Source organism: Ureibacillus yapensis (genome assembly GCF_003515775.1).
GTDB lineage: Bacteria > Bacillota > Bacilli > Bacillales_A > Planococcaceae > Ureibacillus > Ureibacillus yapensis.
Genome location: NZ_QWEI01000007.1, coordinates 90,805 through 113,339, shown reverse-complemented (window position 1 = coordinate 113,339; position 22,535 = coordinate 90,805). Strand labels below are relative to the sequence as shown.

Genomic DNA, 22,535 nt, shown 5'->3' with positions numbered 1-22,535 from the left:
GTTCATTTCATTTTTAAACTCAATAATATTAAAATAATGCCGCCGAAAAGACAAAGCATCTTTGAATAGGAGATTTTGTCTCCGAGGCCCGCTATACCCAAACTTGTTGTGACAATCAGGATGGTTGGCCCCACTAAAGCCAGCATGGAATTGATGGCCAGCGCTTTTTCAAGGTCATGGGATTTGAACATCAATCCTGCAGCGGTAATCTCAATTGTTCCGGAAAGCAGCCGCAATAAAACCATATAAAGTAAAGCGGATTCCAAAGCATTCTCCCTCTCATTTCAGATATAGGAGTTTATGTTTGTCCCGCCTAAAATATAGCTGACATAAAAAGAGCCGCCCGATTTAATGGAGCGACTCTTTTATAACTATAATTTGTTGATAACACCGTGTAGAGTTTCTGTCAACTCTTCATCGTAATCAGCAAGCTCGATCAAGTTTGCTAAACGTTCACGTAAAATGTGGCGTTCGATTACTAATGCTTCATCTAGTACATTTACCAATAATTCGATAATCATGTTATTGCGAATAGCCAATGCTTCACTCTCACGCTCTGGAGCAATTTTGGCATTTGGTTTTAATACTGAACTACCCATAATATATTCCCCCCTAATGTTTATCCTGCAAAAGTTGCTGCTTGCAGGTTCACTTCATCCACTTGATTTTATCATATAATGTTTTAATTTTAAATGTTTTGGAAATCCGCGAAAGAGAAGGAAATCGAAAGATGTATTTAAAATATATATTTTAGAATGGAAAATAGAGCAAGAAAAAAGCCGGAGAAACATTCTCTGGCTTAAATCATTTTCAACAATGCATCAATTCCGATTGTTCCTTTTACTATTCCTAATTTTTCTGCTTCATATGTGACGGACTCAAGTGGCGCTTTTAATAATTCATCAATTGTTTTGACCCCAACGGCGCGGCCGGCAATAATTTTACGGTCTGATAATTTGGTGTTTAACAGCCCAACATCCAATGCACCGCACATAATGTAGCCATTTTCGTTCGAAACCGTTAGAAGCGTGGTTTTAGGTAACCGTACAGTAACAGCCGTAAACATATGTCCGCTCAATTCGATTGGCTCAATTGAAACCACATTGATCGCCCCTTTCCTTTATAAAATATGGAAATGGGCAAAAAGTGTTCCTTTACAGTTTGGGTTTATACCAGCAAATGATTGGTCCGTTTCTTGTAGGGAAAATAGGTGGGTATCGTCCGTGAATGATTAACAGCAATTGCGCATCCATTCAATAAATTGAGTTTGTATGATATGAAAAAAATGATTAATACTAAATAGGATTTCACAAAAGAAATCGACCATGATGAACAGGGGTGTGACGAATGGATAAGAAGGGATTGCTTAATCCTCATACTTCAAAGACTCACCATAACTGGGCAAAACCAAAGTTCCAAAAATCTCAAATGAATGGTCAAACAGAGGTCTCTCTCAATAACCAGATTTTGAGAATCAACGCAAAGGCGAGACATTGGTAAATCATCATCTAGATTTCAGTGAATCAAGGCCCGGGCAATCCGGGCTTTTTGTGATGTTCAAAGATTAAAATACAAATGACGTATATGAAAAAAACGAATCGCCATACTAAAGGAGATTTCACTTAACAATTCCGTGTATGTTCGAGGAGGGTGTTGCGTTCATGCAAAACGCGAAAGAAGACCCAAAGTCCGACCATCCGCCCAAACTTTCAAGGAAAAGCATACATTCTTTATTGAAAAATATTGAAGCTGCATGATCCTGAAGTTTAACATCATGTGGAGATAGTGAATATCAACCCGGAGAGCCTTTCTCCGGGCTTTTTTGTGTTGTAGAGAAACAGTTGATTTTTTTAGCTGAATTCCTTCCGATTTCATCATAATCAAAGATTCTCCGCATATATCCTAATGTAAATCAAAATATGAACCGTTGATTGAACTAGGTCTACAGACTGATTGCAGAATATTCCCCGAGCCGGTTAACAAGCCATGGTTGGGACTTTATGATAAATAGTAACAATAAATGAAGGAGTATGCGCCGAATGGAGCGGAAGAATGTTTATTTATTACTGACCGATACAGGCACAATGTTTACAAGGATGATTAAGCTTTATACAAAAAAGCCATATAATCATGCTTCTATTGTTTTTGATAAAAATTTTAATGAAGTATACAGTTTTGGACGCAAAAGACCCCGAAATCCTTTTATAGGCGGATTTGTGAATGAAGACGTAAGGCAAGGATTATTTAAAAATGCAAGATGTGCCATTTACCGGTTTGAAGCAACCGATGCCCAAATTGGAAAGATGAAAATGTTTGTTAGGGAAATTGAAACAGAAAAGCATCTTTACCGGTATAATCTGTTAGGTGTAATAACATTCATGATCAATAAACCATCCAACCGGAAACATGCCTTTTTTTGTTCGGAATTTGTCGCCCATGTATTAAATGAAGGGCAAATCATTCAATTTCAAAAACCGATTTCCTTAGTGGCGCCTTCTGACCTGCAAAACATGGAAAACCTTCATTTGGAATTTGAAGGGCAATTGGCTGATCTGCTGGAAAATAATCCGAAAACGATTTGTCCCGTGACCAATTGAGGGGAGATACACCAGATCGTTGTAAACGGTTTTGGTATTTTTATTTTGGGCAATAAGGAAGTTTAAGTATAAACAAATAAGGAATAGAAAGACTAATAGCAGCGAACGAAAACGAGGTGAACACAGTGGAAAATAGAATGCCGCGCGAGGAAGGGATCGACCATAGTATTAGCCTTTTGAAAGAAGGATATCAATTTATCCTTAATCGAAGTGAACAATTTGACTCCAATGTTTTCGAGACACGCATTTTGGGAAGAAAAGCAATTTGCATGATCGGGGAAGAGGCAGCGCAAATTTTTTACGACCCGTCAAAATTTAAAAGAAACGGTGCTGCGCCAAATCGAGTAAAAGAAACATTGTTCGGCGAGAACAGTGTACAGACGTTGGATGATGAAGAACACCGCAACCGCAAAGCCATGCTGATGTCGGTGATGACCCCGGAGAAACTGGAATCTATGATAGAGCTTACAAAGATGCAGTGGGAAAAGTCGCTCGATCAATGGAGCAAGATGAACAGCATCCTTTTTTACGAAGAGGTCAAAGAGCTCCTGTGCGAAGTGGCATTTAAATGGATTGGATATCCTTTAAATGAACAGCACGTCCCGAAAATGACAAAAGAGCTGTCCGCCATGTTCGAAACTGCTGCAGTAGTCGGTCCGAACCATTGGATGGGAAGAGCCTTGCGAAATAACGTTGAAAAAACAATCCATCAACTTATCATTGATATGCGGGAAGATAAATTGAAAATTTCAAAAGATACTGTGTTGCATCAATTTGCTTTCCATAAAGACGCAAACGGCCATTTATTGGATGAAAAAACGGTTACGGTTGAAATCATCAACATGCTAAGGCCGATTGTCGCAATCTCCATCTATATTAATTTTTCACTTTTGGCATTGCTTCAATTTCCTGAACAGAAGGAAAAACTAAAAACGTTTCCAGATTACTCAAAAATGTTCGTGCAGGAAGTAAGGAGATTTTATCCATTCTTCCCTTTTGTCGCAGCGAAGGTAAAACAAGATTTTACATGGAATGGGTATCAGTTTGCGGAAGGAACGCTAACATTGCTGGATCTTTACGGGACAAATCATGACCCGGTAAAATGGGAAGACCCCTATGTGTTTAACCCGGAACGATTTGCACATTGGAAAGGAACGCCTTTCAGTTTTATCCCTCAAGGGGGAGGAGACTACTATTTGGGACATCGTTGTGCAGGAGAGCAAATCACGATTGATGTAATGAAAGTCAGTCTGGATTTCCTTGTCAACCGAATGGAATACAATGTGCCGGAACAAGATTTGAATTTTAGTTTAGATGATATTCCGAGCATTCCCCAAAGCAAAATCATTCTCGATCAAGTAAAACGAAGCCGAAGTCATTCATGATTTCGGCTTTTTTTATGGTCTTCAAAAGGTCATCCCAATGCCATGGGTATTTACAAAGCATTAATATTCTAGTCATGTTAAATTAACAAAAAAAGCATATTATAGGTAATAATCCCCTTTTTCTAACAAGGAGCTAATATGAATTCAGTACCATACACAAGAGGCTATTCTCTTAATTTATTCTCGTATTTAAGATATTTATATAATAAAAGGCATGACGACATTTTGTATTATAAACGATATAAAGAATTAAAAAAGTTTATGAAAAATGAGTCGATTAATACGTTATTTCAACCGATTGTTAATCTTCAAACGGGAGATACATTTGGTTTTGAGGCATTGAACCGCCCTGGACAGTCACAATTGTTTTCAAGTGTAGATCATTTCTATGAGTTTGTCGGTCAAACCGATATGGTATTCGAGTTTGAAAAATTTTGCAGGAATTTATCATTGAAGCGTTACATTTCCCGGTTAAAGGATTATGCCCAAAAGAAAGATTTTATTCTTTTTCTCAATATCCATCCGCATATCCTGCTGGATAAAAACTATCATTCCGGAGATACTTTGCAGTTTATAAATGAGATTGGCATCCACCCGGAACAAGTGGTGTTTGAGTTGACAGAAAGAAGTGCCTTAACGGATTTTCATGAATTTAAACGCGTTCTATCGCATTATCGATCGCAAGGCTACCGAATTGCGGTGGACGATGTTGGTTCGGGCTATAATAGCTTAAAAACATTGATCTATCTGAAACCGGAATTTATTAAATTAGATCGATCGCTCATTCAATACATTGATGAAACGACGGCTAGCCAACAGCTTGTGTCATTAATTTACGAGTATGCCGAACAATCCAATACCAAGATTATTGCAGAAGGCCTTGAACGAAAAGAAGAAATCAAGTTTCTGAAAGAGATGGGCATTCATTACGCACAAGGCTATGCAATAGGAAGGCCCAATCACGATATATTGTTGGGTGAATTGCCGGATTTATCATAGAAGAGCAGAAAGGTTATGTTTTTTTAAAAGAGTGTCCAGTGCAAGCGTGTTTCGGGCTATCCCGGCGCTTGCGCTTTTCGTGGGACTGTATATAAAACCGAGTCAAATAGGTGAGAAAATGATGACGAAATCAGGTGAAAACGATGTCGAATATTGGACGGATTGCCAAAAAAGTCCCGTATATTTCTCCGTCTTTAAAAAATAAAGAAGTGGACAAATTATTTACCGAAAAACCGAATTTGCGAGGGATTGTAGTCGTACATCAAGAAAAGCCAGTTGCTCATATTACAAGAACACACTTTTATCAAAAAATCGGGACTTTATATGGTTATAATTTGTATATGGGCCGAGAAAGTAATTTGTTGGCAAAAACAAATCCATTGATTGTAGATTTCTACCAACGTATTACAGAGGTCAGTAAGCTTGCAATGGAAAGACAAGAAGAAGATTTATATGATGATGTGATTGTGACAAAGGATGGCAAGTTTTTTGGGGTAGTCAGCATTCGTGCGTTGTTAATGGAATTTGTGGATATCCAGGTACAATTTGCCAGCTTTTTGAATCCTTTAAGCAAATTGCCTGGCAATCACTTGATCGACCAAAAACTTGGCGAAATCTTGTATCTGGATCAGTACAGCATTATCTACTTTGATTTAGATTATTTTAAAACATACAATGACATATATGGATTCAATAAAGGCGATAAAGTCCTTCTGCACTTAAGTGAAATTCTAAAAAGGAATGTGGCGCAGGCCGGTTACTTTTTAGGGCATATCGGAGGAGATGATTTTATGGCTATCCTCCCGCACTACAACATCAACGCCATCTGTGAAAATATCATTCGCGACTTTGATGAAACCATTCCTCGCTTTTATGATACCAAGCATTTGAAAAACCCGGATTTCAAAGTAAAAGGAAGATCGGGAACCATGGAAAACTTTACGATTATGTCTTTATCCATTGCCGTATTGACCAATGCCAAACGAAAATTCAAAAAAGTAGAGGATTTATCCGATGCATTGGCTTCCGTGAAGCGAACCTGCAAAAAAGTGAAAGGCAGCTGTTACATGATTGATGAGGGCGATTGTGCCTCCTCTTTAACAAATGAATAACCTTTATAATCGAATGCAAAAAATGCTCTTTTTTGGTTCGATTTTTTTATTCTTCTGTATAATAAAGACATCATGATCTATTTTTTAAAGGATGTGACGAAATGGCTCAACCGAATGTGCCGCTTACTGGAAAATCCCATGCAAAGCCAATGAATAATGCGGCGATACTTTGTATGGGGTAATGGATTCCATCGCCTAAGGGTTCGTCATGTTATTCATTATCGCTTTGCCCTTCACTTTGAATCAGAAAAGTAAAGGAGCGTTTTTTATGCGTTATATGAATGCACATGATGTTTTGCCAGAGGAATTGTTAAAAGAAGTTCAGAAGTATGTTCAAGGAGATTTAGTCTATATACCAAAGCCGGAAAAGCAACGCCTTCAATGGGGGCTGTTGACCGGTGAACGGCAGCGGCTGCAAGAAAGAAATAAGAGAATCAAGCAACATTTTCTGCAGGGAACATCTCTTCGAGAATTAGCGGAACAATATCATTTATCGATAGAAACAATTAAAAAGATTGTTTACAAAAAGGAATGAGCTAGCCCCGGCTCGCTTTTTTTTATAGGTAAAAAATAATTATAATAATAAACCCCAATTGCTGGTTGCATCACTTTTGTGTATCTTATCCATAGAAGGAGTGGGGAACATGCAATTCATGACGGTAGAGCAGTATCAATTGGTAAAAAAGCAAGCCAAAAAAATATTGAATACGTATACGACAACGAAAGATCAAAAAGTGATACAAGCAATCCAAGCGCTCGTGCAGGAAAAGATAGATGAAAAACTGACTTTCACGGAAATAAGCCAGCAGCTGCAGCTGCAGCCGATCTTTAATATCGAAACAAAAGAACAACTGCATTATTTTTTGAATGACATTAAACCCTATGTGATTCCTTTCCAAGCACCAACTGCAAATGAGCTGAAAAAATTGTTTCCTAAGGAGAAGAAATTAAAGTTGCCAAACCTTGATTCTTACGATTGGAAAGAAACATCATATTTAAGCTGGTTTGATGCGGGAACAAATCGAAAATACATCGTGTACAGAGAAGAAGGAACCCTTAAAGGGGTGCGCGGCGTATTCAGCCATTCGGAGAAAGTGGGAATTTGTACAGTATGCAATCAGCACGCAAAGGTAGGCATGCTGCTCGTAGCGAAAAAAGGAACAGATCTAGGCACCTATACGAAAAAAGGGAACTATCTTTGCCAAGATAGTAAAGCATGCAATGAGGCATTATCCGACTTATCGAAGTTCGAGGATTTTGTTGAGAATTTAACGTAAAGATGAAAAGAATCGAGGTGCGGTTAAAGCGCAGCCTCGATTTTTTGTTTAGGAAAAATAATCATATGTATTTTTGGCAAGCAACAGAATCGTAACTACAATAAATAAAATGCGAACATAATTGCTTCCTCGTTTGATGGCAAATCGAGAACCGCAGATGGCTCCGATGATTTGTGCCACCCCCATAATAAGACCGTAAGCGAAATTGATTTGGCCCAAGAAAAGGAACATAACAAGCGCCCCGATATTGCTGGCGAAGTTTAGAAACTTGGCATTTCCCGCAGCTTTCAGGAAGTCATGGCCAATCATCAAAAAGGCGAAAATCAGGAATGAACCGGTACCGGGTCCTAGAAAGCCATCATAAAATCCAATGATTGAAACCAAAGCAATAAATCCTATGTACTTTTTGGGTGTGAGTTTTTTAAAGGTCGAAATGCTCCCCCAGTCTTTTTTAAATATAGTATAAACAGCTACGGCTGCCAACATGATCAACATTAAGGGCTTCAATAAGTTGGGATCCATTAAATGAACAGTCCAAGCTCCTGCCATTGCGAAGATGAAGACAATCGGGAAAATCTTGGCGATGCTCTTGAAATCAAGCTTGCCGGACCGGTAGAAAGTAATGGTACTTGTTAAAGAACCCATAGTTCCAGCGAGTTTGTTTGTTGCCACGGCAGCGGAAGGACTTAATCCAGTAAACATCAATGCTGGCAGAGAGATTAATCCCCCACCGCCAACCACGGAATCGATAAAGGCTGCCAAAAATCCAAAGACAAATAAGATGATAATCAGAGATGGGTCTAAGTCGAAAAACATATACTGTAACTACCTTTCAAGATGTGATTGAAAATCGATTAAGTAGATCGGCTGCAGATAAAGCTTGAACCTACTAAATGAGAGTCTTCCATATATTAACTTTGTTTTGGGGATTTATCAAGATGTACCGATTCCTGTTCTGATACACACGGCATCACAAAAAATTTACATAAAAGAATTTTTAGTAGCAAAATATTTTTAAAAGAGACTAATAAGTATTTTGAGTAAATGAAAAAGGGGACAAGGAATTATATCAATAGTCAGAAAACAGACGGAATACTTAAAGGGTCCTTTCGCACTAATGCTTTCAGTTGGATTGATTATTTAATTAACCAATTTAATTACTTTAATATTTTAATAAGTTAAAGTAGAAATATTTGTAAATGTTGATATATCAAGGATTATATTAAAATAATTAGTTACTGAAATTTTCGTAGGAAAGTGAATTTTTTGTTTATTTTGTAAATATTATTTGCTATGATGATGATGTTGCTCCTATTTTCAGAAAATAGGGAAAAATCGAAAAACAAGGGGGTCTTGCATTGAAAAAACGAAATCTATTTTTAATGCTTATGTTGCTAGCTTTAACTTTGATACTGGCGGCTTGTAACTTCGGCGCTGAAGAAAAGCCGGCATCTGAAGAGGAAACAACAGAAGGCACAGAAGGCACTGAAAGTCCTGAAGGTACAACAGAAGGCGGTCCAAAAGAACTTAATTTGGTTGTTACATCAGAGCCGCCTTCCATGCATCCGCAATTAGCAACGGATAACACGTCAAGTGCGGTTTTGAAACAAATTTATGAAGGATTAACAACTTATAAAGACGGCGAAGTAATCGCAGGTGCAGCAGAAAAGTGGGAAGTCAGTGAAGATGGCCTAGTATATACATTCACATTACGCGATGCAAAATGGTCAAATGGAGATGCTGTTACTGCTGAAGACTTTGAATATGCTTGGAAATTTGCATTAAACCCAGAAAATGCATCTGAGTATGCTTCAATCCTTTACCCAATTAAAGGGGCACAAGCTTACAATGAAGGTGGAGGTACTGAGGAAGATCTAGGAATTAAGGTTGTTGACGAAAAAACGTTGGAAGTTACGCTTGAAAATCCAACACCTTATTTCTTGGAATTAACAGCATTCAAGACATATTTCCCAATTCACAAAGCAACAGCTGAAGCAAACGAAACTTGGTATGCAGAAGCTGGTGACTTATTCATCACGAATGGACCATTCACTTTAACAGATTGGCAGCACAGTGGTTCCATGACTTTAGAGAAAAACGCAAATTACTGGGATGCAGAAAACGTAGCGTTGGATAAAGTAAATATTGGAATGGTTGAATCCGAGACAACTGCTGCAACAATGTTTGATGCGGGCGAAATCGATTTCGTAGGTTCGCCATTCCAGACTGTAGCACTGGATGTAATTGATCGCTACAAACAAGAGGGCATTTTAAAAATCGCTGATTATTCAGCTATTTACATGTATAAATTCAACACAACGGATAAAATTATGGGCAATGCCAACATCCGTAAAGCGTTGACTCTAGCCATCAACCGTCAAGGGTTGGTCGACAATATTACGAAAGGTGAACAAACGCCTGCTTTAGGTATGGTTCCTTTAGCGGTTAATGGGTTCAATGAAGATCGCGGGTATATTAAAGACAATGATATCGAAGAAGCAAAAAAAGCATTGGAAGCTGGATTGAAAGAACTTGGTTTAAGCGATCCAAGTGAATTGAACCTTAAATTATCCTTCAATACAAGTGAAGCACATGCTGCGATTGCTCAATTTATCCAAGAGGGATGGCGCACAAATCTAGGGATTGAAGTTACTCTTGATAACTCTGAGTGGCAAGTATACTTGGATAAGTTAACGAACCTGGATTACCAAATTGGCCGTTTAGGCTGGATTGCCGATTATAATGATGCTTATACATTCCTGGAACAATATGATTCAGCGAAGAACGGCAACAACGATACTGGATGGGAAAATGCGGAATACACGGCGTTATTGCATCAATCAAATGCTGAAACTGACCAAGAAAAACGGATTGAGTTACTAAAACAGGCAGAAGGAATTTTAATGTCCGAATTCCCTGTTGCACCAATCTACTACTATACAAACCTTTCTGTTAAGAAAGATTATGTAGAAAACATGGAATTGGATCAACTTGGCAACGTCTACCTTAAATATGTGGACATCAACAAATAATCTATACCCTTAGAAAAAGGTGCTATCTAGGCTGCTTATATCGAGTAATCGATTCGAGCAGCCTTTTTCTAATCAACATTCAAAAGAGGAGGGGCTTGAAGTGCTGAGGTATATATGTAAGCGTTTAATTTATATACTCATGGCTTTATTTATCATCGTCACTGCGACATTCTTTCTGATGAGGCTGGCGCCAGGAAGTCCATTTGCCAGCGAACGAGCTTTCCCGCCGAAAATTGAAGCGCAATTGAATGCAAAATATGGATTAGACAACCCTTGGTATATCCAATATAAGGATTATTTAGTGGATACAATTTCCTTTGATTTTGGTGAATCGATGAAATATAAAGGGCGTTCGACAAATGATATTATTTCTGAAAGTTTTCCGATCTCTTTAACGCTGGGAATCGAGGCCATGATTCTGGCCGTTGGAATAGGAATATTGCTCGGTGCCATTGCGGCTCTTTATCATAACAAGCTCCCTGATTATCTAGCGTCTACCATTGCAGTGCTTGGAATTTCCGTTCCCTCCTTTATATTGGCAGGGTTGATGCAGTATTTCCTGGCGTTTAAATTTGGCCATTTCCCTGTAAGTGGGTGGAAAGGGTTTAACTATAGCATTCTGCCTGCGTTGGCGATTGCCATCACGCATGCAGGATTTATTGCAAAGCTTACAAGAGCGAGTATGCTTGAGCAATCCAATAGTGACTATGTCAAGATGGCGCGCTCCAAGGGCCTTGGCAAGTGGACGATTGTGATTCGCCATACGTTGCGGAATGCCCTGATGCCGGTGATTACCTATTTAGGGCCGCTAACAGCCGGTGTAGTTACAGGAAGTTTTATCATTGAACAAATTTTTGCGATTCCGGGATTGGGCAAGCATTTTGTAACAAGTATTACCAATCGTGATTATACAGTCATTATGGGCACAACCGTCTTCTATTCAATTATTCTTTTATTTGCAGTATTGATTGTTGATATTTTATACAGTGTCATTGATCCTCGAATAAAACTGAAAGGAGCGAAAAAATAATGGCAAGGACAGATTGGCAACCACAAAAAATACCGTCCGAAAAGTTCGAGATTGTCGGAATCAAGCAAGAAGAAACCGAAAAACTGGCAGACCAATCCGTCTCTTTCTGGAAGGAAGTATTTCTTCGGTTTTCCCATAACAAGCTTGCGATTTTCGGAATCATTGCATTGGTCATAATTACTTTGCTTGCCATTTTCGTTCCTGTTTTTTCGCCATATAGCTACCGCGAACAATTGGGCATCTACAATGCAGCACCAACTGCCACCCATTGGTTTGGAACGGATGACCTGGGTCGTGATGTGTTCGTGCGTGTTTGGCAGGGAGCGCGCATTTCTCTCTTTATCGGGATTACCGCTGCGATTATTGATTTGATCATTGGTGTGTTATGGGGAAGCATTTCCGGGTTGGCTGGCGGACGAGTCGACAATGTGATGATGCGTATTGCCGACGTATTATCGGCCGTGCCTTATTTGCTTGTTGTAATTATCCTGCTGGTTGTGCTGGAACCGGGGCTGCTTCCGATGATTATTGCCTTATCCATCACGGGATGGATCAATATGGCCCGGATTGTTCGTGGGGAGGTGCTCTCCATAAAGAATCAAGAGTATGTGCTGGCAGCCCGTACACTGGGCGCAAGTACATGGCATTTGATCAAAAGGCATTTGGTTCCCAACGCACTGGGTGCAATCTTGGTCACAATGACTTTAACGATTCCGACGGCCATCTTCACTGAATCTTTTTTGAGTTATTTAGGCCTTGGCGTTCCTGCACCGACAGCGAGCTGGGGAACCATGGCAGCCGAGGGCAATAAAGCGTTGACTTCAGCACCATGGCGACTGTTTTTCCCGGCGTTCTTTATTTCGTTAACCATCTTCTCGTTTAATGCGGTTGGCGATGGATTGCGCGATGCATTGGATCCGAAATTACGAAAATAAAAGAAGGTGAAAACATGACAAGGAAACTGCTGGAAGTCAATGATTTGAAAATTCATTTCAAAACATATGCCGGTGTGGTTCAAGCAGTCCGGGGGGTTAGCTTTGATTTGTATGAAGGTGAAACATTGGCGATTGTAGGAGAGTCGGGATCAGGCAAAAGCGTAACAAGCAATGCCATCATGAAGCTTATCCCCCAGCCACCAGGCATATATGCCGGTGGGGAGATAAAACTCGAGGGCCGTAATCTGCTGCCTTTAAGCGAAAAGCAAATGTCCAAAATCCGGGGAAACGAAATTGCGATGATTTTCCAGGACCCCATGACCGCATTAAATCCTACAATGCGCATTGGCCGCCAAATTACGGAGGTGATATTAAAGCATCAAAAGATCCCGGCAGCAGAAGCAAGGGAAAGAGCGGTAAAATTATTGAATTTAGTTGGCATTCCTATGCCCGAGAAGCGCTTTAAGCAATACCCGTACGAATTTAGCGGAGGAATGCGGCAGCGTGTCGTCATTGCCATTGCCCTGGCGGCAGATCCAAAATTATTGATTGCGGATGAACCGACCACGGCGCTGGATGTGACAATACAGGCTCAAATTTTGGAATTGATGAAGGATATCCAAAAGAAAAGAAAAACTTCCATTATCTTCATTACACATGACTTGGGTGTTGTAGCAAATGTGGCGGATCGTGTAGCGGTAATGTATGCAGGCCAAATTGTTGAATATGGGACCGTGAATGACATTTTCTATAACCCAAAGCATCCGTACACATGGGGGTTGCTGGGTTCAATGCCTGACTTGAGAAATAATGTGAATGAAGAATTGCGCACGATTCCCGGCTCGCCACCCGATTTGATTCACCTGCCAAAAGGGGATGCTTTCGCACCTAGAAATGAATTTGCCATGGCCATTGATTATGAAGAAGAGCCTCCAATGTTTCAGGTTTCCGAAACGCATTTTGCAAAAACATGGCTGCTGCATCCCGATGCCCCGAAAATAGATATTCCGGAAGCAATCTCCCGAAGAATTGAGGGCTATCTGAAGGAGGCGCAGGTCAATGGCTGAAAAATTATTGCAAGTCACCAACCTAACACAGTATTTTGGCACCAAGAATAATCCCATTAAAGCGGTGGACGGAATCAGCTTTGATGTATATGAAGGAGAAACTTTGGGATTGGTGGGAGAGTCGGGTTGCGGAAAGTCAACAACCGGACGTTCCATTATTCGTTTATACGATATTACCGATGGCGAAGTTCTATATAAAGGAAAAAACATCCACGAGACTAAATCCAGAAAAGAAGTAAGGGAATTTAATCGGGAAATGCAAATGATTTTCCAAGATCCCTATGCTTCCTTGAATCCCCGCATGACAGCAGGGGAAGTCATTAGCGAAGGGTTTGATATTCATGGATTGTATAAAGATAAGAGGGAAAGAAAAGAACGAATCGCTGAGTTATTGGAATCGGTTGGCTTAAACCGTGAGCATGCTAACCGCTATGCCCATGAATTTTCCGGCGGTCAGCGCCAAAGGATCGGGATTGCGCGCGCTTTAAGCTTGAATCCCAGCTTTATTATAGCCGATGAACCCATATCGGCTTTGGATGTATCCATTCAAGCGCAGGTCGTAAATTTATTGAAGAAACTCCAAAAGGAACGCAATTTAACTTATCTATTTATTGCCCATGATTTATCAATGGTAAAGTATATCAGTGACCGAATTGCGGTCATGTACAGAGGAAAGATTGTCGAACTGGGGGAAGCGGAAGAAATTTACCATAATCCGATTCATCCTTATACAAAATCATTGCTGTCAGCCGTGCCTTTGCCGGATCCTTTGTCGGAAAGAATACGGCAAAGAATTCCGTATCGTCATGAGGAAACGGATCATACCGCTAAATTGCATGAAGTGTTGCCGGCCCATTTTGTCTACGGATCGGATAGTCAAATAAAATCATGGTTGTAAAATAGAAGGAAATTAGATGGTAATTTGCCCTGCAAGAGGGGAGATTATCATCTTTTTTGTTCCGAATATAGCTTTCTATACTTTAAAAACCAGACAATTCAATAAAATGGATATTGGATTCATTTATTATATTCATAAAATAAAATTAGCTATCTTGTTTGTTACATACAGTAAATAATTTACAATTAATTTAAAAAATGGAATAGTTATTAAGGCGTTTATGGACAAAATTTAAAATTTAGTGTCAAATATAAATTTTGTATTTATTTCGGGAAAACTTTTTGTTAATATAGTAAACGTTAGCTAAAATATTTTCAGAAAAATGAAAAATAGAAGCGAAGTTTTCTGAAAAATGGGAAATATATTACAAAATAATGTTAGGAGGATATTTATGAAGAAAAATAATTTTCTGCTTCTTTCATTGTTATTGGCTCTATCGGTAGTATTAGCAGCTTGTAACTTTGGAGGAGAAGAGGGTGGCTCTACATCAGAAGATGGTACAAGCGCTAAAGAACTAAACTTGGTCATTCCTTCTGAACCGCCATCATTGCACCCGCAATTAGCAACGGATAGTACTTCCAATGCGATTTTGCAAAACGTTTTTGAAGGTTTAACAACGATTAAAGATGGAGAACCAGTAAACGCTGCTGCAGAAAACGTGGAAGTTAGCGAAGATGGTTTAGTTTATACATTTACTTTACGTGATGCAACATGGTCAAATGGTGATCCAGTCACTGCCGAAGACTTTGCATATGCTTGGACATTCGCATTGAATCCGGAAAATGCATCAGAATATGCATCTATTCTTTACCCAATTAAAGGGGCAGAGGCTTTCAACTTAGGTGAAGGCACTGAAGAAGATCTAGGAATTAATGTAATTGACGAAAAAACATTGGAAGTTACGTTGGAAAATCCGACTCCTTACTTCCTGGAATTAACAGCATTCAAAACATATTTCCCAATTCACAAAGCAACTGCAGAAGCTAACGAAACTTGGTATTCAGAAGCTGGTGAAACTTACGTAACAAACGGTCCTTTCACATTAGCTGATTGGCAGCATTCAGGATCGATTACTTTGGAGAAAAACGATACTTACTGGGATGCTGAAAATGTAGCGTTGGACAAAGTTAATATCGCGATGGTAGAAAATGAAGCAACTGCTTCTACAATGTTTGATGCAGGGGAAATTGATTTCCTAGGAGCTCCATACCAAACTATAGGTTTAGATGTGATTGATCGCTACAAAGAAGAAGGCATTTTGAATGTTGAGGACTTTGCAGCAATTTATGTTTACAAGTTCAACACTACGGGTGAATTTACTTCAAACGCTAACATCCGTAAAGCATTAACGCTTGCAATTGATCGCCAAGGGTTAATCGACAATGTTGTAAAAGGTGAGCAAACGCCTGCTTTAGGTATGGTACCTCCCGCAATTAAAGGCTTTGAAGATGCTGAAGGTTATTTCAAAGATAATGATATCGAGGGAGCAAAGGCTGCTCTAGAAGCTGGTATGGCTGAACTTGGTATTACTGACCCAAGTGAAATCTCGATTGGACTTTCTATTAATACAAGCGAAGCGCATGCTGCGATTGCTCAATTTGTACAAGAAAGCTGGCACAAAAACTTGGGTATCGAAGTGACAATCGACAACTCTGAATGGCAAGTATACTTGGATAAAGTCAATTCTTTAGACTATGATGCTGCTCGTATGGGTTGGGTTGCTGATTACAACGATGCTTCTACATTCCTGGAACAATATGATTCTGCGGAAAATGGCAACAATGATACTGGTTGGGAAAATCCAGAATACGCAAAACTGATGGAACAAACAACTACAGAAACGGATGCAGATGCTCGTACCGATTTATTTAAACAAGCTGAAGCAATTGCAATGGAGGAATTCCCAATTGCACCGATTTACTATTACACAAATCTTTACGTTAAAAAAGACTACGTTGAAAACATGCAACCAGATGCATTAGGAAACGTACATCTTAAATATGTAGATATTAACAAATAATATACTAACATCAATTTAAACAAGTTGCTGTTTACCCGTAATAGTACATAGGCTGCCTCATTCGGATTTATACGATGACAAGCAGCTCTATGTACTGTTATTTTTTTCTATTAATCCAAAAGGAGGGAATGCAAATGGTTACATATATATTAAAAAGATTGGTCTATATCTTGATTGCGCTCTATTTCATTGTCACAGCTACATTTTTCTTGATGCAGATAGCACCAGGTAGTCCTTTCGCAAGTGAACGAGACTTTCCGCCGCAAATTGAAGCGCAGTTAAATGCAAAATATGGATTAGATAATCCTTGGTACATTCAATATAAGGATTATTTAATCGATACTGTGACGTTTGATTTCGGGGAATCGATGAAATACAAAGGTCGCTCAACGAATGATATGATTGCAGAAAGTTTCCCTATTTCATTGACGCTGGGAATCGAAGCGATGTTGTTGGCAGTGGGATTCGGTATTTTATTGGGAGTTATTGCCGCGCTTTACCACAATAAGTTCCCTGATTATCTATCTTCTACTATTGCGGTATTGGGGATTTCCGTCCCATCCTTCATCTTGGCTGGTTTGATGCAATATTTCTTGGCATTCAAACTGGGAATGTTCCCTGTAAGTGGTTGGAGAGGCTTCATCTACAGTATCCTGCCTGCTCTTGCCATTGCGATTTCGCATATGGGATTCATTGCAAAACTAACGCGTTCAAGCATGTTGGAACAAAGCAGCAGCGATTATGTAAAAATGGCTCGCGCCAAAGGCCTTGGAAAATGGACAACTGTTTTTAAGCACACATTAAGAAATGCTCTGCTTCCGGTCATTACATACTTAGGACCACTAACTGCAGGTGTTGTGACAGGTAGTTTCATTATTGAACAGATTTTTGCGATTCCGGGTCTCGGGAAGCACTTCGTAACAAGTATTACAAACCGTGACTATACGGTTATTATGGGGACCACTGTTTTCTATTCAATTATCTTGCTATTCGCAGTATTGATTGTTGATATTTTATACAGTGTGATTGACCCACGAATTAAATTGAAAGGAGCGAAAAAATAATGGCGCAAAACAAGTTGGATAAGATTTCGCCGGATCAGTTTAAATTTGTAGGCATCCGTCAGGGCGAAAGCGAAAAGTTGGCTGATAAATCTGTATCGTTTTGGAAAGAAGTTATTCTTCGCTTCTCTCAAAACAAGTTGGCTATTTTTGGGATCATCGCATTGATCATCGTTATTTTGGCAGCGATTTTTGTACCTATTTTTAGCCCATACAGTTATCGCGAACAACTGGGCATCTACAATGCAGCGCCATCAGCAGCGCATTGGTTCGGAACGGATGATTTGGGCCGTGATGTCTTCGTCCGTGTATGGCAAGGGGCACGAATTTCGTTATTTATCGGGATTACGGCTGCTATCATTGACTTGATCATCGGTGTTTTATGGGGCAGTATTTCAGGTCTGGCAGGCGGACGCTTGGATAATATCATGATGCGTATTGCAGATATTTTATCGGCTGTTCCATACCTGCTGGTCGTAATTATCTTGCTGGTAGTATTGGAACCGGGATTATTGCCGATGATTCTTGCGTTATCGATTACAGGCTGGGTGAACATGGCCCGTATCGTCCGCGGTGAAGTATTATCCATTAAAAATCAAGAATACGTATTGGCTGCAAGAACATTGGGGGCAAATACGTGGCATTTAATCATGAAACATATTGTGCCAAACGCACTCGGCGCTATTTTAGTGACAATGACCTTAACCATTCCGACGGCTATTTTTACAGAATCGTTTTTAAGTTATTTGGGACTGGGTGTGCCTGCTCCGACAGCAAGTTGGGGTACGATGGCTTCTGAAGGAAATAAAGCACTGACTTCGGCACCGTGGCGCCTATTCTTCCCGGCGTTCTTTATCTCGTTGACGATTTTTGCATTCAATGCTGTTGGCGACGGATTGCGAGATGCCCTGGATCCAAAACTACGTAAATAGAAGAAGGTGAGAAAAAATGAGAAAAAAATTGTTGGAGGTTAATGATTTAAAAATTAACTTTAAAACATATGCAGGAATCGTCCAAGCTGTTCGTGGAGTGAGCTTTGAACTGTATGAAGGCGAAACGTTGGCGATTGTTGGCGAATCGGGTTCGGGAAAAAGTGTAACGAGCAACTCGATTATGAAATTGATTCCTCAGCCACCCGGTATTTATGCCGGTGGGGAAATTCTATTTGAAGGCCGCGATTTGATTCCATTGACGGAAAAGGAAATGTCAAAGGTGCGAGGAAATGATATCGCGATGATCTTCCAGGATCCGATGACGGCCCTAAATCCGACAATGCGTGTTGGACGTCAAATTACGGAAGTAATCTTGAAGCATAATAAAAAAGTTTCAAAAGAGGAAGCAAAGCAGCGTGCCATTAAATTGCTGGATCTTGTTGGCATCCCAATGCCGGAAAAACGCTTCAAACAATATCCGCATGAATTCAGTGGCGGGATGCGACAACGTGTCGTTATAGCAATTGCTCTTGCGGCAGATCCAAAATTATTGATCGCCGATGAGCCGACAACAGCCTTGGACGTAACGATTCAAGCTCAAATTTTGGAGCTGATGAAAGATATTCAAAAGAAAAGCAATACGTCTATTATCTTTATTACTCATGATTTGGGAGTCGTTGCAAACGTTGCAGACCGAGTGGCGGTTATGTATGCCGGACAAATCGTAGAATACGGGACGGTCAATGATATCTTCTATAATCCAAGACATCCCTACACATGGGGATTGTTGGGATCCATGCCTGATTTGAAAAATGATGCCGAAGAAGAATTGCGCACGATTCCAGGTTCACCGCCGGATCTTATTCACCCGCCAATCGGGGATGCGTTTGCTGCGCGCAATGAATTCGCGATGGCAATTGATTATGAACAAGAGCCGCCAATGTTTAAAGTATCCGAAACGCATTATGCAAAAACGTGGCTGTTGCACCCGGATGCACCGGAAGTTCCGATTCCTGATGTGATTCAACAAAGAATTGAAGGTTATTTGAAGGAGGCTGGAGAAAATGCCTAATAAGTTGTTGGAAGTAAAAAACTTAAAACAATATTTCGGCTCTCCGTCCAATCCGATTAAGGCGGTTGATGGAATCAGCTTCGATGTTTATGAAGGAGAAACACTTGGTCTCGTAGGGGAGTCGGGTTGCGGTAAATCGACAACCGGCCGCTCGGTGATCCGCCTTTATGACATTACGGATGGGGAAGTCATTTTCAAAGGAAAAAATATTCACGCAAGCAAATCACGCAAAGAATTGAAAGAATTCAATCGTGAAATGCAAATGATATTCCAGGATCCCTATGCATCACTAAATCCACGTATGACAGCTGGCGAGATTATTAGTGAAGGCTTTGACATACATGGTTTGCATAAAGATAAAAAAGAACGACGCGAACACATCGGAAACTTATTGGAAGCAGTTGGCTTAAACCGCGAGCATGCCAACCGCTATGCGCATGAGTTCTCCGGCGGTCAGCGCCAGCGTATCGGAATTGCACGTGCTTTAAGCTTGGATCCAAGCTTTATCATTGCCGATGAACCGATTTCCGCATTGGACGTATCGATCCAGGCGCAAGTGGTTAACTTGTTGAAGAAACTTCAAAAAGAGCGCAACTTAACCTATTTGTTTATCGCCCATGATTTATCCATGGTAAAGTATATTAGTGATCGCATCGCTGTTATGTACCGAGGGAAAATTGTTGAACTTGGCGAAGCAAATGAGATCTACAACAATCCGATTCACCCGTATACAAAATCGTTGCTTTCAGCTGTACCGCTTCCAGATCCGCTTACGGAAAGAAAGCGCCAAAGAATACCTTATGTTCATGAAGAAACAACGGAACAAGCAAGTGTTCATGAGGTTGTGCCAAATCATTTTGTATATGGATCGGATAATCAAATTAAAAAATGGACAAAATAAGATTGTAAATATGCGAGTATAACAATGAAATACATCCATTTATAGGAGGGCCATTCTTTTTAGAAATGGTTCCTCCTAAATTTTTGCGAAAAATAGGCAGCAACAAATCCTTTGGAACCTAATTCGTTCAATAGCAGTCAAATGATAGTAAGTTATTTGCTTATATTGGGGCAACATTTTTATGCATGTGCAAAACATTATTTGAATAGGTTAAAATAATAGAGTAGCATTAGAATGAATAAAGCAAGTGATTGATTTTACGGATTTTATTTTTTTACATAAGGAGAATATGAATGGAAACCTGGATTACTAGCGTCATGGAGGATTTTGGATACATCGGTGTGTTTCTGCTGATTATGCTTGAAAATTTATTTCCTCCAATCCCTTCTGAAGTCATTTTAACTTTTGGCGGCTTTATGACAACTCATACCGATTTGACGGTGACAGGCGTTGTCATTGCTTCAACTTTAGGTTCGGTTGCTGGAGCAATCATTCTTTATGGCGTCGGGGCTGTTGTTGGCATACGCCGCATTGAACGGTTTGTGGACAAGTGGGGGAAATTCTTGCGTTTAACAAGCAACGACATTCATAAAGCCAATTCATGGTTCGAAAAATATGAAGTTTGGACAGTTTTCTTCTGCCGATTCATTCCCTTAATTCGAAGTTTAATTTCATTGCCGGCTGGACTAGCCAAAATGAATTTCTGGATATTCCTATTGCTTACAACCTTGGGTACATTAATCTGGAATATGGTGCTGGTCAATGTAGGAGCGGCCGTTGGAGAATCGTGGGAAACGATTGTCGGCTACATGGATGTATATTCTAATTTCGCCTATACAGCAATCGTCATTGTCTTTTTGATTATTGTCATTCGATTTTACCGTAAAAAGAAAAGAAGTTAATGGAAAAGGAGGGGTCTCATAAGTGTTGAGACCCCTCTCTTTCTTAAGGACAGCTTATTTTTTATGATGAACTCTTTTCAACATGATCTTTTGGCAGTAAAAATGCGACAATCAATAAGATTGGCAATAAGGAAACGATTTTGATGGTCGTATCTATACCAATAGAATCCAACAGGAAACCGATTACCACTGCCCCGATTGCCCCCATTCCAAAAGCAAATCCGGTAGTTAAGCCGGCCATCGTCCCAATTTTGCTTGGCACCAATTCCTGTGCATACACCACAGTTACGGAGAAACTAATCATGATTAACGTACCGATGATAATCAGGAAAACCAACACCAGCCAGATAGGCATGTAAGGCAAAAGCAAGCAAAATGGAAGCGGGCCTACTACTGATAGCAGGATCACATTTTTTCTTCCAATGCGATCCGATAGCGAACCCCCAAAGAAAGTACCTACCACACCAAAAGCCATAAAGAGAAATATAAATACTTGGCCCATCTTTAATGTTAAATCATAGTGATCCATTAGATAAAAAACATAGAAATTGGTAATGTTTGTTGTGTAAAACGATCTTGCGAAAATAATGATCAGCAATAGGGTTAACGCAATCCCAACCTGTTTTTTTGTTAACGGAGGCAATGAGGAAACGAGTATCTTCTTCTTTTTTTGCTCTGATTTTTCCTCACGCAGCTGCTCTGCATACCATCTTGAAATCTTCAACAATATTGCAATTCCAATTGAGGTTAATAGCAAGATGATTGCGGCACCATGCTGTCCATAAACATCCAGTATAAAGGCGCTGATTAAAGGGGCCAGCGCTTGGCCTGAATTTCCGCCCACTTGGTAAATGGATTGTGCAAGACCTCTTCTATTTCCCGAAGACATAAAGGAAACTCTTGAGCCTTCTGGGTGAAAGATGGCAGAGCCAAAGCCCAAAAATAGAACGGCGATTAAAATAAGCCAATAAGATTGAGCCAATACAAGCATCAGTATTCCAATAAAGGAACTCATCATTCCGATTGGCAATGCATACGGCATTGGTTTCTTATCGCTGACAAACCCTACGACTGGCTGCAGGGTAGAAGAGAACATATTTAATACAAAGGAAATCATCCCTAGTTCCGTAAAAGATAATCCCAGGTCGCGCTCCAAAAGAGGGAACATCGCCGGAACAACGGATTGCATGGTATCGTTGATTAAATGGGCTACACCAATCGCAATCATCACAGGGTAGATTGGATTGTTTAGCGCAGATTTTGCATCACTCATGTCGAAGTTTCCCTCCTTTATCCATAGCTTGTAGTTTCAATT

General features: G+C 40.0%; 23 protein-coding genes. 18 read left to right on the top strand and 5 right to left on the bottom strand.

Annotated elements, in window-relative coordinates:
• Positions 1 to 2: 2 nt before the first annotated feature.
• The 3 genes from D1B33_RS13120 to D1B33_RS13110 all read right to left on the bottom strand — a co-directional run bounded on the left by D1B33_RS13120 (position 3) and on the right by D1B33_RS13110 (position 1,102).
• Positions 3 to 266, bottom strand: a complete 264-nt coding sequence (locus D1B33_RS13120) for a YqhV family protein (protein ID WP_407656733.1) — start codon at positions 264 to 266, stop codon at positions 3 to 5.
• 105 nt (positions 267 to 371) lie between these two features.
• Positions 372 to 599, bottom strand: a complete 228-nt coding sequence (locus D1B33_RS13115) for a phosphate-starvation-inducible protein PsiE (RefSeq protein ID WP_118876856.1) — start codon at positions 597 to 599, stop codon at positions 372 to 374.
• 200 nt (positions 600 to 799) lie between these two features.
• Entirely contained in the window at positions 800 to 1,102 is a 303-nt protein-coding gene (locus D1B33_RS13110; protein ID WP_118876855.1) for a YunC family protein, read from the bottom strand.
• A 245-nt stretch (positions 1,103 to 1,347) separates the two neighbouring features.
• On the opposite strand from D1B33_RS13110, the gene D1B33_RS13105 reads away from it, so the two are divergent.
• The 7 genes from D1B33_RS13105 (at position 1,348) to D1B33_RS13075 (ending at position 7,370) form a co-directional block, all read left to right on the top strand.
• A complete protein-coding gene (locus D1B33_RS13105; RefSeq protein WP_118876854.1) occupies positions 1,348 to 1,500 on the top strand; it encodes a YpzG family protein in 153 nt (50 codons plus the stop codon).
• A 539-nt stretch (positions 1,501 to 2,039) separates the two neighbouring features.
• The gene (locus D1B33_RS13100; RefSeq protein WP_118876853.1) at positions 2,040 to 2,597 is read left to right on the top strand and encodes a hypothetical protein; all 558 of its coding nucleotides are present in this window, start codon (positions 2,040 to 2,042) and stop codon (positions 2,595 to 2,597) included.
• A 125-nt stretch (positions 2,598 to 2,722) separates the two neighbouring features.
• The gene (locus tag D1B33_RS13095; RefSeq protein ID WP_118876852.1) at positions 2,723 to 3,982 is read left to right on the top strand and encodes a CYP152 family fatty-acid peroxygenase CypC; all 1,260 of its coding nucleotides are present in this window, start codon (positions 2,723 to 2,725) and stop codon (positions 3,980 to 3,982) included.
• Positions 3,983 to 4,120: 138 nt separating this feature from the next.
• Positions 4,121 to 4,981, top strand: a complete 861-nt coding sequence (locus tag D1B33_RS13090) for an EAL domain-containing protein (RefSeq protein WP_118876851.1) — start codon at positions 4,121 to 4,123, stop codon at positions 4,979 to 4,981.
• 143 nt (positions 4,982 to 5,124) lie between these two features.
• The gene (locus D1B33_RS13085; RefSeq protein ID WP_118876850.1) at positions 5,125 to 6,093 is read left to right on the top strand and encodes a GGDEF domain-containing protein; all 969 of its coding nucleotides are present in this window, start codon (positions 5,125 to 5,127) and stop codon (positions 6,091 to 6,093) included.
• Between the two features lie 268 nt (positions 6,094 to 6,361).
• Positions 6,362 to 6,628 (top strand): CD3324 family protein, encoded by a 267-nt coding sequence (locus D1B33_RS13080; protein WP_118876849.1) that lies wholly within the window; start codon positions 6,362 to 6,364, stop codon positions 6,626 to 6,628.
• 109 nt (positions 6,629 to 6,737) lie between these two features.
• The gene (locus D1B33_RS13075; RefSeq protein ID WP_118876848.1) at positions 6,738 to 7,370 is read left to right on the top strand and encodes a FusB/FusC family EF-G-binding protein; all 633 of its coding nucleotides are present in this window, start codon (positions 6,738 to 6,740) and stop codon (positions 7,368 to 7,370) included.
• Between the two features lie 48 nt (positions 7,371 to 7,418).
• Here the strand turns inward: D1B33_RS13075 and D1B33_RS13070 are convergent, their stop codons facing one another.
• Positions 7,419 to 8,186, bottom strand: coding sequence for a TSUP family transporter (locus D1B33_RS13070; RefSeq protein WP_118876847.1), 768 nt, complete (start codon positions 8,184 to 8,186; stop codon positions 7,419 to 7,421).
• Between the two features lie 542 nt (positions 8,187 to 8,728).
• Between D1B33_RS13070 and D1B33_RS13065 the strand changes: the two genes are divergently transcribed.
• The 11 genes from D1B33_RS13065 to D1B33_RS13015 all read left to right on the top strand — a co-directional run bounded on the left by D1B33_RS13065 (position 8,729) and on the right by D1B33_RS13015 (position 21,220).
• Positions 8,729 to 10,402: a peptide ABC transporter substrate-binding protein gene (locus tag D1B33_RS13065; protein WP_199677414.1), complete on the top strand. Its 1,674-nt coding sequence runs from the start codon at positions 8,729 to 8,731 to the stop codon at positions 10,400 to 10,402.
• Positions 10,403 to 10,502: 100 nt separating this feature from the next.
• Positions 10,503 to 11,432, top strand: coding sequence for an ABC transporter permease (locus tag D1B33_RS13060; protein ID WP_118876846.1), 930 nt, complete (start codon positions 10,503 to 10,505; stop codon positions 11,430 to 11,432).
• The gene (locus D1B33_RS13055; RefSeq protein ID WP_118876845.1) at positions 11,432 to 12,367 is read left to right on the top strand and encodes an ABC transporter permease; all 936 of its coding nucleotides are present in this window, start codon (positions 11,432 to 11,434) and stop codon (positions 12,365 to 12,367) included. Before D1B33_RS13060 ends, D1B33_RS13055 begins: the two co-directional genes overlap by 1 nt.
• 14 nt (positions 12,368 to 12,381) lie before the next feature.
• On the top strand, positions 12,382 to 13,434 hold the full coding sequence (locus D1B33_RS13050) for an ABC transporter ATP-binding protein (protein ID WP_118876844.1): 1,053 nt from the start codon (positions 12,382 to 12,384) through the stop codon (positions 13,432 to 13,434).
• Positions 13,427 to 14,332 (top strand): ABC transporter ATP-binding protein, encoded by a 906-nt coding sequence (locus D1B33_RS13045; protein WP_118876843.1) that lies wholly within the window; start codon positions 13,427 to 13,429, stop codon positions 14,330 to 14,332. Before D1B33_RS13050 ends, D1B33_RS13045 begins: the two co-directional genes overlap by 8 nt.
• Positions 14,333 to 14,723: 391 nt before the next feature.
• Positions 14,724 to 16,352, top strand: a complete 1,629-nt coding sequence (locus D1B33_RS13040) for a peptide ABC transporter substrate-binding protein (RefSeq protein WP_118876842.1) — start codon at positions 14,724 to 14,726, stop codon at positions 16,350 to 16,352.
• Positions 16,353 to 16,486: 134 nt separating this feature from the next.
• A complete protein-coding gene (locus D1B33_RS13035; protein WP_118876841.1) occupies positions 16,487 to 17,416 on the top strand; it encodes an ABC transporter permease in 930 nt (309 codons plus the stop codon).
• Positions 17,416 to 18,345, top strand: coding sequence for an ABC transporter permease (locus D1B33_RS13030; protein WP_118876840.1), 930 nt, complete (start codon positions 17,416 to 17,418; stop codon positions 18,343 to 18,345). The genes D1B33_RS13035 and D1B33_RS13030 overlap by 1 nt, the downstream gene beginning before the upstream one ends.
• A 16-nt stretch (positions 18,346 to 18,361) precedes the next feature.
• Positions 18,362 to 19,417, top strand: coding sequence for an ABC transporter ATP-binding protein (locus tag D1B33_RS13025; RefSeq protein WP_118876839.1), 1,056 nt, complete (start codon positions 18,362 to 18,364; stop codon positions 19,415 to 19,417).
• Positions 19,410 to 20,318, top strand: coding sequence for an ABC transporter ATP-binding protein (locus tag D1B33_RS13020; protein WP_118876838.1), 909 nt, complete (start codon positions 19,410 to 19,412; stop codon positions 20,316 to 20,318). Before D1B33_RS13025 ends, D1B33_RS13020 begins: the two co-directional genes overlap by 8 nt.
• 293 nt (positions 20,319 to 20,611) lie before the next feature.
• Positions 20,612 to 21,220, top strand: a complete 609-nt coding sequence (locus D1B33_RS13015) for a DedA family protein (RefSeq protein ID WP_118876837.1) — start codon at positions 20,612 to 20,614, stop codon at positions 21,218 to 21,220.
• A 61-nt stretch (positions 21,221 to 21,281) separates the two neighbouring features.
• Here the strand turns inward: D1B33_RS13015 and D1B33_RS13010 are convergent, their stop codons facing one another.
• On the bottom strand, positions 21,282 to 22,493 hold the full coding sequence (locus tag D1B33_RS13010; protein ID WP_118876836.1) for an MFS transporter: 1,212 nt from the start codon (positions 22,491 to 22,493) through the stop codon (positions 21,282 to 21,284).
• Positions 22,494 to 22,535 lie beyond the last annotated feature (42 nt).